The sequence below is a fragment of the Streptomyces sp. NPDC051183 genome (assembly GCF_040682455.1).
Taxonomy (GTDB): domain Bacteria; phylum Actinomycetota; class Actinomycetes; order Streptomycetales; family Streptomycetaceae; genus Streptomyces.
Genome location: NZ_JBFBBA010000022.1, coordinates 117160 through 132900, shown reverse-complemented (window position 1 = coordinate 132900; position 15741 = coordinate 117160). Strand labels below are relative to the sequence as shown.

At 73.2% G+C, this 15741-nt stretch carries 11 protein-coding genes and 1 pseudogene; 7 read left to right on the top strand and 5 right to left on the bottom strand.

Annotated elements, in window-relative coordinates:
• On the top strand, positions 1-215 hold a 215-nt coding region (gene tnpA, locus AB0M99_RS20920; RefSeq protein ID WP_365922467.1), incomplete at its 5' end, for an IS200/IS605 family transposase.
• A gap of 103 nt (positions 216-318) precedes the next feature.
• Here the strand turns inward: tnpA and AB0M99_RS20915 are convergent.
• From AB0M99_RS20915 to AB0M99_RS20905, 3 genes and pseudogenes are all read right to left on the bottom strand, one after another.
• Positions 319-774: pseudogene (locus tag AB0M99_RS20915) on the bottom strand (L,D-transpeptidase); the annotation flags it as partial.
• Positions 775-946: 172 nt separating this feature from the next.
• Positions 947-3163 (bottom strand): choice-of-anchor A family protein, encoded by a 2217-nt coding sequence (locus AB0M99_RS20910; protein WP_365922465.1) that lies wholly within the window; start codon positions 3161-3163, stop codon positions 947-949.
• A 132-nt stretch (positions 3164-3295) separates the two neighbouring features.
• Positions 3296-4507, bottom strand: a complete 1212-nt coding sequence (locus AB0M99_RS20905; protein ID WP_365922463.1) for an Ig-like domain-containing protein — start codon at positions 4505-4507, stop codon at positions 3296-3298.
• Between the two features lie 315 nt (positions 4508-4822).
• On the opposite strand from AB0M99_RS20905, the gene glgX reads away from it, so the two are divergent.
• Both glgX and AB0M99_RS20895 read left to right on the top strand, forming a co-directional pair.
• Positions 4823-7027, top strand: a complete 2205-nt coding sequence (glgX, locus tag AB0M99_RS20900; RefSeq protein WP_365922483.1) for a glycogen debranching protein GlgX — start codon at positions 4823-4825, stop codon at positions 7025-7027.
• Between the two features lie 91 nt (positions 7028-7118).
• Positions 7119-7841, top strand: coding sequence for a CDP-alcohol phosphatidyltransferase family protein (locus tag AB0M99_RS20895; protein ID WP_365922461.1), 723 nt, complete (start codon positions 7119-7121; stop codon positions 7839-7841).
• On the opposite strand, the gene AB0M99_RS20890 is transcribed toward AB0M99_RS20895, so the two are convergent.
• A complete protein-coding gene (locus AB0M99_RS20890; protein WP_365922459.1) occupies positions 7822-8304 on the bottom strand; it encodes an adenylyltransferase/cytidyltransferase family protein in 483 nt (160 codons plus the stop codon). The two genes, AB0M99_RS20895 and AB0M99_RS20890, sit on opposite strands and share 20 nt — an antisense overlap.
• A gap of 172 nt (positions 8305-8476) precedes the next feature.
• Between AB0M99_RS20890 and AB0M99_RS20885 the strand changes: the two genes are divergently transcribed.
• The 4 genes from AB0M99_RS20885 (at position 8477) to AB0M99_RS20870 (ending at position 14211) form a co-directional block, all read left to right on the top strand.
• Positions 8477-9682 (top strand): glycosyltransferase family 4 protein, encoded by a 1206-nt coding sequence (locus AB0M99_RS20885; protein ID WP_365922481.1) that lies wholly within the window; start codon positions 8477-8479, stop codon positions 9680-9682.
• Entirely contained in the window at positions 9679-11427 is a 1749-nt protein-coding gene (locus AB0M99_RS20880; RefSeq protein WP_365922457.1) for a lipopolysaccharide biosynthesis protein, read from the top strand. Before AB0M99_RS20885 ends, AB0M99_RS20880 begins: the two co-directional genes overlap by 4 nt.
• Positions 11424-12659 carry a hypothetical protein gene (locus tag AB0M99_RS20875; protein WP_365922455.1) on the top strand — a complete coding sequence of 412 codons (1236 nt, stop codon included), beginning with the start codon at positions 11424-11426 and terminating at the stop codon, positions 12657-12659. Before AB0M99_RS20880 ends, AB0M99_RS20875 begins: the two co-directional genes overlap by 4 nt.
• Positions 12660-12747: 88 nt before the next feature.
• The gene (locus tag AB0M99_RS20870; protein WP_365922453.1) at positions 12748-14211 is read left to right on the top strand and encodes an MDR family MFS transporter; all 1464 of its coding nucleotides are present in this window, start codon (positions 12748-12750) and stop codon (positions 14209-14211) included.
• On the opposite strand, the gene AB0M99_RS20865 is transcribed toward AB0M99_RS20870, so the two are convergent.
• Positions 14212-15723 (bottom strand): hypothetical protein, encoded by a 1512-nt coding sequence (locus AB0M99_RS20865; RefSeq protein WP_365922451.1) that lies wholly within the window; start codon positions 15721-15723, stop codon positions 14212-14214. It abuts the gene before it with no gap.
• Positions 15724-15741: the final 18 nt, after the last annotated feature.

Below are 15741 nucleotides of genomic sequence, written 5' to 3'. Positions count from 1 at the left end.
TCGTGCACTACCCGCCCAAGGTCCAGCTCTCCAAGCTCGTCAACTCCCTCAAGGGAGTATCCGCCCGGCTGCTGCGCAAGGAGTACGACAGCCACGTGCGGCGGTACCTGTGGGGCGGACACCTCTGGTCCGGCTCCTACTTCGCCGGCTCCTGCGGCGGCGCACCGCTGACCGTGGTCAAGCAGTACATCGAGAACCAGAAGCGGCCCACCTGACCGCCACGGACGGAGCCGCAGCGAACTCCGGCGCTTCGCGACTCCGGGCCAAGGATGCGCTTCACCTCCGCCCTAAAGGACGAAGCACTGCGCAAGATGAGAGGTAGACCTCGTGCCAGCCCGGGCGGGTCTCCTGGTCGTCGCGGCCGGTACGGACGGGGACGGGCGCCAGGACCACGCGGCGGTCGCGCTGCACCCACAGGAGTTGCCGCTCCAGGTCGACGCAGGTGACGCGGTGCGGGCGGACGGGGCAGCCGCCGGCGGCGTTGGGGTTCGCGCGGGCGGCGACGGCGACCGCCATCCGGTACGTGACGAGGCCCGGGTAGCCGTCGGCGGGCCGGATGCCGTTGTCCTGCTGGAAGCCGCGGACGGCGACGCAGTCGGCCGGCGACTGGGTCCCGTCGACGGGCCGGCCGAGGTGGGCCTCCAGCTCGCGCTGGTAGGGGCCGGTCCCGGCGGTGCACGCGGGTCCGGGGTCGGGGTCGGGGGCGGCCGGGGCCGCCGCCCCGGCCGGGGCCGCCGGGGCGAGGAGCAGGGCCGTGGCGGCCGCCGTGCCCATCGCGCGCGCCGCGCCGCCTGTCGCCATACGGGCCTCCTCGTGCCCGCCGGCCGGGCCGCCGGTCCCAGCCAACCCGGTCGGGCCGCCTGCGGCCCGCCCGGGTGCGCCGGCGGGGTGAGGCGCTCACCCGGGCGGCGGACCCGGGCGGCTCACCCGGGTCCGCCGGGGGCGGTCAGCCGCGGGGGCCCTTGCCTCCGTGGTCGCCCTTGCCGTCCTTGCCGTCCTTGCCGTCCTTGCCGTCCTTGCCTCCGTGGTCGCCCTTTCCGTGCTCGTCGCGCTTGTTGTGGAGCGTGATCACGAGCTGCCGCCCGGGAGTCTGCCCGTCGAGCCGCAGCGGCCCCGTGACCCGGTTCCGGGGCAGGACGTAGCCCGCCGGGACGTCCGTCTCGACCAGGTAGTACCAGCCTTCCGCCAGCGGGCCGAAGTCGCAGACCCCGGTACGGTCCGTGGCGCAGCCGGGCGCCGCCCTGTGGTCGGGGTTGATGCCCCGGGTCTGCAGGCCTTCGGTGTTGTTGGTCTCCTTCCAGACCTCGAACACCGCGCCCCGCAGCGGCCGCTCCGTCTTGGCGTCCTTCTTCAGGACCCGGATCGAGCCCTCGTACTCCTCCTCCCGCTTCCGGTTCGGGACGGTGACGGTGATGCCGGTGCTCACGTCGCCCGCGGTCAGGTCGAACGGTGTCACCGGGTCCCGGGGGCCGTCGTAGCCGGCCGGGGCGGCCGTCTCCCGCCAGTAGTAGCGCTGCCCGACCGGCAGTTCGACCGTGCAGGTGCCCGCAGCGTCCGTGACGCAGGCTCCGGCGAGCTGCTCGTCGGCATTGCCGGTGGTCTGCAGTCCGGACTGGCCGTTGGTCTCGCGCCACAGCTCGAAGCGGGCGCCGGGCAGCGTCGCGCCCGTCGCCCCGTCGGTCTTGCGCAGCAGCACCCTGGCCGCGCGGTCGGGCTCGCGCCGGTTGTCCGCCTGGACGCGGACCCCGGCCGTCGCGTTCTCCGGCGTCAGGACCAGCCGGTGGACGGCGTCGGAGGGCAGGACGTAGCCCGCGGGGGCCTGCGTCTCGCGCCAGTAGTACGTGCCGAGTTCGACGGTCCGCTCGCAGATGCCGTTGTCCGGGGTGACGCAGTCGGCGCCGACCTTGGTGTCCCCGCCCTGCGCGGTGGGCTGGAGCCCGTCCTGGCCGTTGGTCTCCTTCCACAGCTCGAACCTCGCGCCGGCCAGCGGCCCGCCGTTCTCGTTCCGCTTGAGCACGGAGACCGCGCCCGTCACGACCGGCGGGGCCGCGCAGTCGGGCAGGTTCCCGTTGAAGGGGTAGGCGTGGATCTCCTGGCCGCCGCCCCGGCCGCTGGTGTGGACGAGCTCGCCGGTGGTGAAGAAGCGGCCGTTCGTGCCCGGCACGGTGACGGTGGTCCGCGAGGTCTGCTCGCCGACGAGGACGCTGCCCTGGAACTGGCCGCTGCCGGCCAGCTGGACGGCCGTGGCGTCGGGGAAGTTCCACAGCAGCCGGGTGCGGTAGCCGTTCCAGTCGTCGGCGCTCGGCCCGGTGTCGTTGATGCTGCCGCTGAAGGTGCTGATCGTACGGCCGGTGCCCAGGACGTTGACGAGTACGGTGGCACCGTCCGGGATCCGGGCGAAGCGGATGCCGATGGCGCCGCCGTTCGCTCCCACCATGTCGAAGTCCACGTTGAAGACCTGGAGCGCGGAGCTGCCGTCTCCGGTGAAGACGGTGAAGCCGTCCCGGTTGACGGCGGTGCCCGTCGCCGGACGCGGCCTGCCGTCGACCCGGGCGTAGCACCGGCTCGCCGCGGTGAGCTCGTCGCGCAGGCCGGCGTACGGGGCGGCCGCGGCCGGGTCGGCCTGCAGGGGACCGGTGACGGTGCCGGGGCCGGGGGCGGCGCCCGCGTGGCGGACGACGCCGCCGTCGGAGATCAGGCGCTGGTCGGCGGCGATGGTGACGTCGCGGCCGGTGGTGAGGAAGTCCGCGCCGAGCGGGGGCCGCACCAGCGAGCCGGCGCCGACGATGCCGATGTTGTACGCGCCGCCCGTAGCCGTCAGGTTCTTGTTCTGGTCGAAGGTGCCGAGGACGACGACCTTGCCCTCGGCCTCGGCGGCGCGCTCGCGGACCAGGAAGTCGGCTCCGACGAAGACGTTGATGCCCTCGTCGTAGCCGTTGGGCTCGGTGTCGACCTCGATCGGGGGGAAGGGGTCGGGGCACCGGGGGCCGAGGCAAGGACCGAGCCCGCCCGGCAGCGGTGCCCTGAGCGCCAGGGCCGGGCGGTCCGCGCCGGGCCCGCCGGGGCCCCTCGGCCCGCCGGGAACCGCCGCGAGGGCCGTGGGGGCCGCGGCGGCCAGTACGGCCCCTACGGCCAGGCCGAGGGTCCAGTTCCTTGCTGACATGACGCTCCGTCCGTTTCCTGCGCTGCTGGCCCGTACAGGCTGGGCGCGGGGTACGGCGCGTCGGACGGAAAGACACTCGGGCGCTACGGCAAACCGGTAGGACTGTCACCCGAGTGGGCCGTCCGGGGCGCGTCAGCCGGTGGCGGAGCCCGCGACCCAGGCCGGCCAGGAGAGGTTCCAGCCGCCCAGTCCGTTGTCGGGGGCCACCGTCTTGTCCTGCGAGTTGATGACCTCCACCACGTCCCCGACCAGCGTGCGGTCGAAGAACCAGCCGGCCGGGGTGTCCGAGCCGCCGCCCTTGTCGTCGCGCAGGCCCACGCAGCCGTGGCTGGTGTTGGTGGAGCCGAAGGTGTCGGGGCTGGCCCAGTAGTTCCCGTGCAGGAAGGTTCCGGAGGAGGTGAGCCGCATGGCGTGCGGGACGTCGGGGATGTCGTACTCGCCCTTGCCGTCCTCGCTGGTGAAGCCGACGGTCGCGCCGTTCATCCGGGTGACGTCGAACATCTCCATCACCACCATCTTGCCGTTGTAGGTGGTGTTCTTGGGCGCCCCGGCGCTGATCGGCACGGTCGACAGCAGCTCGCCGTCGCGCCGGACCTCCATGGTGTGCGCCGCCGCGTCCACGGTGGAGACCTGGGAGCGGCCCACGGTGAAGCGGATGGTCTTGTCCTGGATGCCGTACGAGCCGGGCGCGCCCTCGATGTCGCGCAGGTTCATCTTCACCGTGACCTCGGTGCCGGCCTTCCAGTACTCCTTGGGCCGGAAGTCGAGGCGCTCGCGCCCGAACCAGTGGCCCGCCACCTCCACGGCCGGGTCGGAGGTGACCGTGATGGCCCGCTCCACGGCGGCGCGCTGCTCGATCGCCCGGTTGAACCTGAAGGAGATGATCATGCCGGTGCCCACGGTGGAGCGGTTCTCGGGCTTGAAGTAGCCGATGAACCGCTCCTCGGGCACGTAGGTGGTGAAGGTGGTGTGCCGTGCCTGGCGGCGGTCGTGCCCGTCGAGGGCGACGGCGTCCACGGTGTACTTGGCCGCGAGCGAGAGCCGGCTCTCGGCCGGGTCGGGGCTCCAGCTGAGCCCGTCCGCGGCGATGGCGCCGGCGACCTGTTCCTCCTGGGCGTCCTCCACCTTGGTGACCACGACCCGCTCCAGCCGGCCCTCGGGCACGCTGACCGTGAGCGGCACGTCGGCCGGGACGTTCTTGGCGTTGTCGTCGGGGGTGATCCGGATGGCCTCGTCCGGCGACCGGGGTTTGCCGGGCAGCTGGATCTCGATCGGGGATCCACCGTCCCCGGTGCATCCGGCCAGGCCGCCCAGCAGGGCCGCCCATGCCGCCACGGCGGCCAAGCCCGCCCCTGCCCGCCTCGTCAGAAGAGTCACGCACCTCCAACGACCGCGCCCCTCCAGGGGAAACGTGAGTGCGGCCCAGGTTCCGGGCAGAACAGTGGGAAGGACCAGACGGGGGCGGGCCCACGCCGGGACGCCGGGGCCGCACTCCCCAACCCCCGCCGGTACCGAGAGCCGTGGAGGCGGGCAGTGTCGAGCGCAGCCGAGCAAGAGGCGGTGGAAGCCGTCGCAGGTGAGGTACGGAGCGGCCAGACCGCGCCCGTGCCGCACGTCAACGGGCAGTCGAACGGACAGGCCAACGGGCAGGTCGGCGGACTGCTCCGGAGCCAGACGCCACGTGCGTCGGCGCGCCCGGGGCCACCCCTGTGGCCCGGGTCCTCCCATCCCCTGGGGGCCCGGTTCCGCCCGGGCGCCGACGGGACCGACGGCGTCGCGGGCACCAACTTCGCCCTGTGGGCGCAGGGCGCGGAGGCGGTGGAGCTCTGCCTGTTCGACGAGGCCGGGGCCGAGACCCGCTGTGCGCTGACGGAGCTCACGCACGAGATCTGGCACGGCTTCGCGCCGGGCGTGCGCCCCGGGCAGCGCTACGGGTTCCGGGTGCACGGCCGCTGGGACCCCTGGACGGGGGCCCGGCACAATCCGGCGAAGCTGCTCCTGGATCCCTACGCCCGGGCCGTGGACGGCGACTTCACGCTGCCTCCCGAGGTCTACGGGCACGTGCGCGACTGGCCCCAGCAGTACATCGCGGACACCGTGCGCGACGACCGCGACTCGGCCCCGCACGTCCCCAAGGGGGTCGTGGTCCACGATGACGACGACTGGGCGGACGACGTCCGGCCGAAGACGCCGTGGGCCGATTCGGTCATCTACGAGCTGCACGTGCGCGGCTTCACGATGCGCCATCCGGGCATTCCCGAGCACCTGCGCGGCACGTACGCGGGGCTGGCCCATCCGGCGGCGATCGAGCACCTGACCGGGCTCGGGGTGACGGCGGTGGAGCTGCTGCCGGTGCACCAGTTCGCCCACGAGGACCACCTGCTGCGCCGGGGGCTGCGCAACTACTGGGGCTACAACTCCATCGGCTACTTCGCCCCGCACGCCGGGTACTCGTCGAGCGGTACGGCCGGGCAGCAGGTCGGCGAGTTCAAGCGCATGGTGCGGGCTCTCCACGCGGCCGGCATCGAGGTCATCCTCGACGTGGTCTACAACCACACGGCGGAGGCCGGCGAGCTGGGCCCGACGCTGTCGCTGCGCGGGATCGACAACCGGGCGTACTACCGCCTCCAGTCGGACCAGCGCCGCTACGCCGACTACACGGGCTGCGGGAACACCCTGCACGCCGGGCGGCCGCACGTGCTGCGGCTGATCACCGACTCGCTGCGGTACTGGGTGACGGAGATGGGGGTGGACGGCTTCCGCTTCGACCTGGCGGCGGCGCTGGCCCGCTCGATGCACGACGTGGACATGCTCTCGCCGTTCCTCGCGGTGATCGCGCAGGACCCGGTGCTGCGCCGGGTGAAGCTGATCGCCGAGCCGTGGGACGTGGGCTCCGGCGGCTACCAGGTGGGCGCGTTCCCGCCGCTGTGGACGGAGTGGAACGACCGCTACCGGGACGCCGTACGGGACTTCTGGCGGGGCGCGCTGCCCGACGTACGGGACCTGGGGTACCGGCTCTCGGGGTCGAGCGACCTGTACGCGTGGGGCGGGCGGCGGCCGTACGCGTCGGTGAACTTCGTGACGGCCCACGACGGGTTCACCCTGCGGGACCTGGTGAGCTACGAGCGCAAGCACAACGAGGAGAACGGCGAGGCCGGCCGCGACGGCACGAACGACAACCGGTCGTGGAACTGCGGGGCGGAGGGCGAGCCCCCCGAGGGAGCGGACGGGCGGATCGGCGCGCTGCGCCGCCGCCAGCTGCGCAACCTGCTCACCACGCTGCTGCTCTCCACCGGGGTGCCGATGCTGGTGGCGGGCGACGAGTTCGGGCGTACCCAGGGCGGCAACAACAACGCGTACTGCCAGGACAACGGGACGAGCTGGGTGGACTGGTCCCTGCTGGACGACCCGCAGTGGCAGGAGCTCTTCGCGCTGGCCCGGCGGCTGATCTCGCTGCGCCACACCCACCCGGTGCTGCGCCGCCGGGCGTTCTTCTCGGGCCGGGCCCAGGGGGCGGACGGGCTGCGCGACCTGGCCTGGTTCACCCCGGCCGGGGCGGAGATGACGGAGCGGGACTGGTACGCGCCGGCCGCCGCGCTGGGGCTGTACCTGTCCGGCCGGGACATCCCCGGGCGGGACGAGCGGGGGCGGCAGGTGACGGACGACAGCTTCCTGGCGCTGCTGCACGCCGGGGACCGGCCGGTGGAGTGGGTGCTGCCGGGGGCTCCGTGGGCGGCGGCGTACGAACTGGTACTGGACACCTCCCGGGAGGAGCAGGCGGCCGCGCCGGGCACCCGCCACCGCGGCGGGCGGGCGCTGACCGTGCCGGCCCGCGCGGTGCTGCTGCTGAAGGTGGTGGGCTGAAGGCATCCGGAGCGGGAACCCTCATTCGCCCTGCGATGATGTGGCCCTCGTACGCACGAACGCGTACACGCACGTTCGAGGGAGCCTGTGGATGGCAAGTGTCGGGACCGCGCTGCGGGAGCTGCGCGGGGCGCAGAAGTCGGCGAAGGGGGTGTCGCTCTATTCGCGCTTCGTCAACCGGCCGGCCGGGCGGTACCTGGCCGCCGGGTCGTACGCGCTCGGGCTCACACCGAACCAGGTGACCCTGGTCAGTGCCGCCTTCAGCTTCGCCGCGGTGGCCGCGGTGGCGCTGGTCGCGCCGTCGTGGGGGCTGGGCGTCGCGGTGTGGGCCGCCCTCGCGGTCGGCTTCGCCTTCGACTCGGCGGACGGGCAGCTGGCCCGGCTGCGCGGGGGCGGGAGCGCGGCGGGCGAGTGGCTCGACCACGTCGTGGACTGCGCCAAGATCACCGCGCTGCACACCTGCGTGCTGATCGCCTTCCACCGCTTCCCCGGTGAGTACGGCATCGAGGGGGAGGGCTGGCTGCTGGTGACGCTCGGCTTCCAGTTCGCCGCGGTCGTCACCTTCTTCGGCGGGCTGCTGACCGAGAAGCTGAAGCCCAAGCCGGCCCCCGGGAGCCCCGCCGCCGCGCCGTCGACCCTGCGCGCGGTGGCGTTGCTGCCCGTGGACTACGGGGTGTTCTGCCTGGTGTTCCTGCTGCTCGGCGGCGGGAAGCTGTTCGCGTACGCCTACGCGGGGCTGGGTGCCGTCGCCGTGCTGTTCCTGCTGGCGTTCCTCACGAAGTGGTTCCGGGAGCTCAGCGCCGTTCGGCGGTGAGGGACTCCGTGGCCGGCTCCGCGAGCGCGTCCAGCGCCCGGCGGAGCTGGGTGCTGGAGGTGTGCACGGTGTAGGGGAAGTAGACGACGTCGACGCCGTGCGCGGCGAAGTCCTTCTCCAGCCGGTCGCCCTTGGGGGTGCCCCGCCAGTCGTCGCCCTTGAAGATCACGTCGAAGCGGACCTGCCGCCAGGTCTCGACCTTGTCCGGCACCGTCTCCACGAAGGCCGCGTCGACGTACTTGACGCTTCGGACGATCTCCAGGCGCTCCACGAGCGGGATCATCGGGCGGCGGCCCTTGGCGAGTTCGGCCATCTCGTCGGAGACCACGCCGGCGACGAGGTAGTCGCACTGACTGCGGGCGTGCCGAAGGATGTTGAGATGTCCGATATGGAAGAGATCGTATGCGCCAGGCGCGTAGCCGACTCGGTACGGTCTGCGCACGGGCGCGCCAAACTCGGACATTTCCTGCTCCGTCATCCGTTACCCCCCAGAAGCCACACCCCCCGGTGTGGCGGATTAGCAGACAATAGCGTGCACGTTCCTCAGCACGCCGGTGAACGAATAGGGTGACGTGCGCATCATCCAGGGGAGAAGGGGACGTTCAGTGTCCAGATCCGGTCACCGGCGCTTGCTGCTGGTTTCCACCAATTACGCTCCCGAGCACGCGGGGATTGGGCCGTACGCCACCCAGATCGCGGAGCACTGGGCAGATCTCGGCCACGAGACACACGTCCTGACGGGCATGCCGCACTATCCGGCCTGGTCGCTGGAGCCCGAGTACAAGGGGGCGCTCCGGCGCACGGAGCAGCGCGCGGGGGTGACTGTGCACCGGCGTGCGCACACCGTGCCGCCGCGCCAGACCGCCGTCAAGCGGGCCCTGTTCGAAGGATCGATTCTGCTGCACGGCGCCGTGGCCCCGCCCCGGATGCCGAAGCCGGACGCGGTCCTGGCCCAGATGCCCAGCCTGGCCGGCGGCGTGCTCGCCGCACGGCTCGCGGCCAAGTGGAAGGTCCCGTACGTCCCGGTCGTCCAGGACCTGATGGGCGCCGCCGCCGCGCAGAGCGGGATCAGCGGCGGCGACAAGGCGGCCGCGATCGCCGGGCGCGCGGAGGCGTACGCCCTCAAGCGGGCCACCCTGGTCGGCGTCATCCACGAGACCTTCGTGGACCGGGTCGTGGGCATGGGCGTGGACCCGAAGAAGATCCGCCTGGTGCCCAACTGGTCCCACGTGGCGGTGCCCACCAAGCCTCGCGGCAAGACCCGCCGCCACCTCGGCTGGGCGCCCGAGCAGACCGTCGTGCTGCACTCCGGGAACATGGGGCTCAAGCAGGGCCTCGAAGTGCTCGTCGGGGCGGCCCGGCTGGATCCGAGCGTCCGATTCGTCCTCATGGGCGACGGCAGTCAGCGCGCGGCCCTCGCCGACCTGGCGTCCGACGTACCGAATCTGGACATCATCCCCCCTGCCGCCGACGGAGAGTTCCCGGATATCCTCGCGGCGGCGGACGTGCTCGCGGTCACGCAGCACGCCGCCGTGATGGACATGAGCGTGCCGTCCAAGCTCACCTCGTACTTCCAGGCCGGCCGGCCCGTCGTCGCCTCCGTCGCGGCGCTGGGCGGGACCGCCCAGGAGGTGGAACGTTCCGGCGCCGGGGTTCTCGTACCGCCGGAGGACCCCGAGGCGCTGCTGAAGGCCGTGCGGGCCCTCTCCGAGGACCCCGCGGGCGCTGATGAACTGGGTGCGGCCGGACCGCGGCACGTGGCGGCCCACCTGAGCCGTGAAGCGGGCCTGGCCCGCATCGACGCACTGATAGACGAAGCACTTGGGGGTTCCCAGCCGTGATCGAGACGAACCGCCCGGCAGCGGCCCCGGCCGAGGACGAGCCCGACCTCCTCAGGGACCAGTTCCGCCAGCTCCTGCGCTACCGCCGGCTGATCGGCGCGGGCGTCGGCATCGGCCTGCTGGGCGGCGTCTACCTCGGCATCTCCACGGCGGACACCTACGTGGCGACCGCCGACATCGTGCTGCGCGCGCCCACCGACGACCCGTTCAACCCGAGCCTCGCCCCCGACAAGGCGATCAACATCGGCTCGGAGCGCCAGGTCGCGCTCTCCAGCTCCATAGCCAACGAGGCCGCGAAGAAGCTCGGCATCTCGGCGGCCGGCTTCGCGGGCCTGCGCAGCGGGCTCCAGGTGACGAACCCGCCGCAGTCGATGGTCCTGCGCTTCACCTACACCGCCTCCTCGCCCAAGGAGGCCGCCCGGCGCGCCAACGCGATGACCGAGGCGTACCTGCTCAAGCGGCAGGAGGCCCTGGACCTCACCCGCGACAAGATGGTCAAGGGCTACAAGGACCAGCGCGACCCGGTGTCCAAGCAGCTCGACGAGCTCGTCAAGGAGATCGCCAGGATGCCGGCCGGCGCCCCGCGTGACGCCGCCACCTCCACCAAGACCGACCTGCAGAGCGAGGTCGGCCGCTACAACGGCAACATCACCAAGCTGGAAGCCCTGGACATGACCCCGGGCCGGGTCACCAGCGCCGCGACGGCGCCCTCCCACCCGGACGGCCCCGGCCTGCCCATGTCGCTCGCGCTGGGCGCGGCCGTGGGCCTCGCGCTCGGCCTGCTCGGGGCCTGGGTCCGGCTCGTGTTCGACCCGGCGCCGCGTTCCGAGGGCGATGTCGCGCGGGCCCTGCGGGCGCCCGTGCTGGGCTCACTGCCGCGGGGCAAGACCGGCGGCGGCCCGCTGCTCGCAGCCGGCGAGGAGGACCCCCGGCTCGCGGAGGAGTTCCGCTCGGTGGCCTTCCGGCTGGCCTACGACTCCCGCTTCGCCGACCGGCGGCGCCTGCTCGTGGTGGCCCCGCGCGGCAGCAGCGAGACCGCGGCCGCGGTGGCGGTGAACCTGGCCGCCTCCTTCGCGGAGACCGGCAAGGACGTCCTGCTCATCGAGGCCGACCTGCGCACCCCGGTGCTGGCCAGCCAGCTGCCGACCGACGCGGGCGGGCGGCCGCGCTGGAGCCAGATGCCCGGCGGCCCCGGGCAGCAGGGCGACTCCGACTGGCCCGACGGACGCCAGCTCGTCGTGGACGCCGGTGAGTCGGGCGCCTTCGACCTGATCCCCGGCGAGCAGGTGCGCAACGTGGCCCGCGCCCTGACCTCGCCGCGCGCCACCCGGCTGATCTCCGAGGCCGACTCCCCCAACTCCACCGTGGTCGTGCTCGCGCCGCCCGTGCTCTCGTACGCCGACGCCCTCGCGCTCGTGGACCGCGTCGACGGGGTCTTGGTGGTCTGCGACCCGCGCGCTGTGCACCGCAGCGACCTGTCCCGGATCCGCGAGCTGATCAGCGGCGCCGGCGGCACGGTGCTGGGCGCCGTGCTGCACGCCCCGCTGCCCGGCGAGAAGCGCGGCCCCAGGCTGCGCAAGGGCGGTGAGCCCGCCTCCCCGCCGGGCCCGGGGCCCGCCGCGCCGACGCCGGCCCGGTCCGCGCCGCAGCCGATCGCGTACGAGGTGGCCGAGGGCGAGCAGCACATCCCCGGTGACGGCACCGACACCGTCGCCCTGCGCACGGTCCGCACGGGCCGGCGGTGAGCCGGCGCGGCCTCGCCGCGGTCGCGTCGGTCCTGGACCAGGCCGCTTCCAGCGCCACCAACATCCTGGTGCTGGTGCTGGCCGCGCGGCTGTCGTCGGCGTCGGGCTTCGCCGACTTCTCCATGGTGTACGTGACCTTCAGCGTGCTCCTCGGGCTGAACATGGCCTACGTCGGGCAGACCGTGGTGCTGGAGAAGGGCGACCGCCTGGCCTCCGTGTGCCGGTCGGGGCTGACCTTCACCGCGGCCGCCTCGGCCGTGGCCGGGGCGGCGCTGGCCGTCGTGGGCCTGGTGCTGCCGGGGGGCGCCGGACGGGCGTTCCTCGCGCTGGGCCTCGTACTGCCCCTGGTCCTCGTACAGGACGGGCTGCGCTACTGCTTCTCCGCGCTGCGGGCGCCCCAGCGGGCGCTGGCCGCCGACGCGCTGCGCCTCGCGTGCGTGGTCCCGGCGCTGCTGCTCCAGCCCGAGGGGGCCTCGGCGGGGCGGCTGGTCCTCGTGTGGGGGGTCTCGGCGCTGCCCGCGCTGGCGCTCGGGCTGTGGCTGCTGCGGCCGTCCGTGCGCGGGGCCCGGGTGGAACTGCGCCCGTACCTGCGGCGCGGACACCTCGGGCAGCGGTTCGTGGTCGAGTTCGCGGTGGGCAACGGCTCCAGCCAGCTCGCGGTGCTGGGACTCGGCGTCTTCGCGACCCCGCTGGCGGTCGGCGCGCTGCGGGGCGCGACCACCCTGTTCGGGCCGCTGAACGTGCTGTTCAACTCGGCCAGTGCCTTCGGCCCGCCCGTCGTGGGCCGGGCGAGCGGCAAGCGGGGCGTGGTGCGGCTGACGGCGCTGATGGGCGGCGCGCTCGCCGTCGTCGGCGCCGGCTGGGGGGCCGTGCTGTACGCGCTGCCCGACCGGCTGGGCCGCGAACTGCTCGGCGACACCTGGGCGGCGGCGGCCGCGCTGCTGCCGGCCACGGGCGCGCAGTACGCCGTGATGGGGCTCGGCACCTGCGCGCTGCTGACCCTGCGCGTGCTCGACCCGAAGGCCACCCTGTCGTTGCAGGTGGTCTTCTCACTGCTGTCCGTGGGGCTGCTGCTCGGCGGGTACGCGCTGTGGGGCGTGGCCGGGGCGGCCTGGGGGCTGGCCCTCGGCTCCGCCGCGAAGGCCGCGGCGGGCTGGCTGCGGGTGGCCCGGACCGAGGCTCCCGCGGCGCCGGCCGCGGCCGGTGCCGCGGAGTCGGTTCCCGCCGCCTGAGGCGGCCCGGCACCGCGGCCGGGCCGGCTCGTGGCGCCCCCACATCCGGTCCCAGTACGCCTGGAGTTGGCTGTGCTTCCGTGGGGCCATGCCTGAAACCACACCCTCCGCGGCCGAAGCCGCCTCCCCCGGGCGGATACGCCTGACCCTGCTCGGCGTGATGCTCGCGATGCTGCTCGCCATGCTCGACAACATGGTCGTCGGCACCGCGATGCCCACGATCGTCGGCGAACTCGGCGGCCTGGAGCGCCTGTCGTGGGTGGTCACCGCCTACACGCTCGCCACGGCCGCCTCCACCCCGGTCTGGGGCAAGCTCGGCGACCTGCACGGCCGCAAGGGCACCTTCCTCATCGCCATCACGATCTTCCTCCTCGGCTCCGGGCTGTCGGGCGCGGCCCGGTCGATGGAGCAGCTGATCGCCTTCCGGGCCCTTCAGGGCATCGGCGCCGGCGGGCTCGTGGTCGGCGCCTTCGCCCTGATCGGCGCACTGGTCTCACCGCGCGAACGCGGCAGGTACCAGGGCATGTCGGCCACGATCATGGCGATCGGCACCATCGGCGGACCGCTGCTCGGCGGCTTCCTCACCAGCCATCTGGGCTGGCGGTGGAGCTTCTACATCAATCTGCCGATCGGCGTGGTCGTGCTGGTGTGGATCCAGTCGATGCTGCACCTGCCCGCGAAGCGGTCCTCGGCCCGCATCGACTACCCCGGCGCCGCGCTGCTGACCACCACCATCGGCGCGCTGGTCCTGCTCACCACCTGGGGCGGCACCCAGTACGCCTGGGGCTCGGCGCAGGTGCTCGGCCTGGCGGCGCTCACCGTCCTCGCCCTGGGCGCCTTCCTGTGGTCCCAGACCCGGGCGGCGGAGCCGGTGCTGCCGCTCTCCGTCTTCCGCAGCCGCAACCTGTCCCTGTCCTCGGTGATGGCCTTCACCACCGGCGCCGCGATGTTCGGAGTGGTGAGCTTCCTGCCGATGTACCAGCAGTCCGTCCAGGGCGCCTCGGCGGCCAACTCCGGGATGCTGCTGCTGCCGATGGTGCTCCCGGTCGTGCTGTGCTCGCAGATCGTCGGCCGGGTGATGACCCGGACCGGCCGGTACAAGGTCTTCCCCGTCGTCGGCGGCAGCGTGGTCACGCTCGGCCTGTACCTGCTGTCCACGATGGACGCCGGCACCGGCCGCGGGACCTCCGCCTTCTACATGGTGGTGCTCGGCACGGGTCTGGGCCTGGCCATGCAGATGCCGATGACCATCGCGCAGAACAGCGTCGAGGTGAAGGACATGGGCGTGGCCTCGGCGTCCTCCACCCTCTTCCGCACCATCGGCGGTTCCTTCGGCGTCGCGCTCTTCGGCTCGCTCTTCGCCCGCCGGGTCAGCGACGGGATCAGCCCGCAGTCGGTGGCCGCCGGCACGCACAGCCTCTTCCTGTGCGCGGCGCTGCTGAGCCTCGCGGGACTGGCCGCGGCCGTGTGCCTCAAGGAGGTCCCGCTGCGCGGGCAGCCGTCCGGGCCGCCGGCGCCCGCCGAGCCCGTGAAGGCGCCCGCCGCCGCGTGATCAGCGCAGGGTGGTGTCCTTGTCCGTGCGGTACGTGGCCACCAGCGCGAGGCACATCGCGGCGATGGCGACGCGGCCCGAGGCCTGGAGGAGCGGGCCGCGCAGCAGGATGAAGGAGTAGCCCGCGACGAGCGGGACCACCACCGAGATCAGGCTCCCCGGTGGGGACCGGCGGGTGGCCCGCTTCGCGTAGCGGCGGTCGACGCGGGCGGCGGCGTACCCCATGGCCATCAGCCCGCCGCCCATGCCCACGGGGCCGAAGTCGACCCACAGCTCCGCCCAGATCGGGGAGGAGAGGTTGGTGTTGACGGTGCCCATCCACACGCCGACCATCACGCCGGTGTCGCGCGCCTTGCCGGGCCAGACCGAGCGCGGCACCGCGAAGAAGACGGAACCCGCGAGCTGGCGGCCGTAGAGGTGGCCGGGACCGGATTCCGAGTAGGTGATGGTGTTGGCGAACATGCCGATCTGGTCGTAGTCCTTGAGCGCCATCGGCTCCAGGAACGAGGTCGTCTCGACGGGCTTGTAGTTCTTCTCGTCGTAGCGGAAGCGGTCCGCGAAGGGGAAGACGAGGAGGGCGATCACCACGGCCATGGACAGCGCCACCCGGTACATCGCCGCGCTCACCGGGAAGACGGTGAACAGCAGCGCGAACATGACGGTGAGGAACCAGTAGCGCGGGTTCGAGATCGGGTTGTTGACCACCAGGTTCAGGGCCGCGAGCGCCGACCAGGTGACGATGACCGACACCTTGCGCCGGGCGAACTTCGAGGTGATCAGCCACCGCGTGTAGAGCAGCAGCGCGAGCAGCGCCGGGACGGTGCCGAAGCCGCGCAGCAGGGCCTGGCCGGCCTGGCCGTCGCCGTTGGAGACGCCCGCCTCCTCGATGCCGGCGATGATCTCCTGCCGGCTGGAGAAGAAGACCGCCGGGCCGCCGAGCTTCATGATGAAGGCCGCGCTGCACAGGAACGACAGCCCGGTCAGCAGTTGCAGCCTCCGCCGGTGGGCCATCACCGGGCGCGGCTCCTTCTGGGAGCCCCCGGCGCGGCCGGCGGGCCGGTGCCGGGCGAGCAGCACGCCCACGTCGAAGGCCGCGCAGCCGAGCAGGACCAGGCCGATGGCCGCGGTCAGGTCGGAGCGGGGCCCGACAACGGGGGTGGGGACCTGGCCGAGGACGGCCTGGGCGAGCGGGGCCACGCCCATGGCCATGTAGACGAAGAGCCAGAAGGAGCCCTGGAGCAGCTTGCGGCGGCTGGTCAGGACCATCGCGGAGAGCCTGGCGCCCGCGTACATGGTCAGCAGGAGCTGGAGCCAGAACGCCGCGTCGTGGGCGCCGGCGCCGGTCTGGACGGCGACGAAGAGCGGCAGGAAGACGGTGAACCCGAGGGCGAGCGGGACGGACAGCGCGCGGGAGAGCAGGGTGCGCGGGGTCGTGACGCGGCCCCATTTGGCCTCGTCCTCGGCGGTCGGTTCGGGAGGCGTGACGGTGGGCTTGCGTATGTCCGTTGCCACTGCTGCCCCCACCCCATG

Excerpts from the sequence above, each read along its gene's own strand:
- AB0M99_RS20910 (WP_365922465.1), bottom strand. The coding sequence starts at position 3,163 with ATGTCAGCAAGGAACTGGACCCTCGGCCTGGCCGTAGGGGCCGTACTG.
- AB0M99_RS20895 (WP_365922461.1), top strand. The coding sequence starts at position 7,119 with ATGGCAAGTGTCGGGACCGCGCTGCGGGAGCTGCGCGGGGCGCAGAAG.
- AB0M99_RS20890 (WP_365922459.1), bottom strand. The coding sequence starts at position 8,304 with ATGTCCGAGTTTGGCGCGCCCGTGCGCAGACCGTACCGAGTCGGCTAC.
- AB0M99_RS20870 (WP_365922453.1), top strand. The coding sequence starts at position 12,748 with ATGCCTGAAACCACACCCTCCGCGGCCGAAGCCGCCTCCCCCGGGCGG.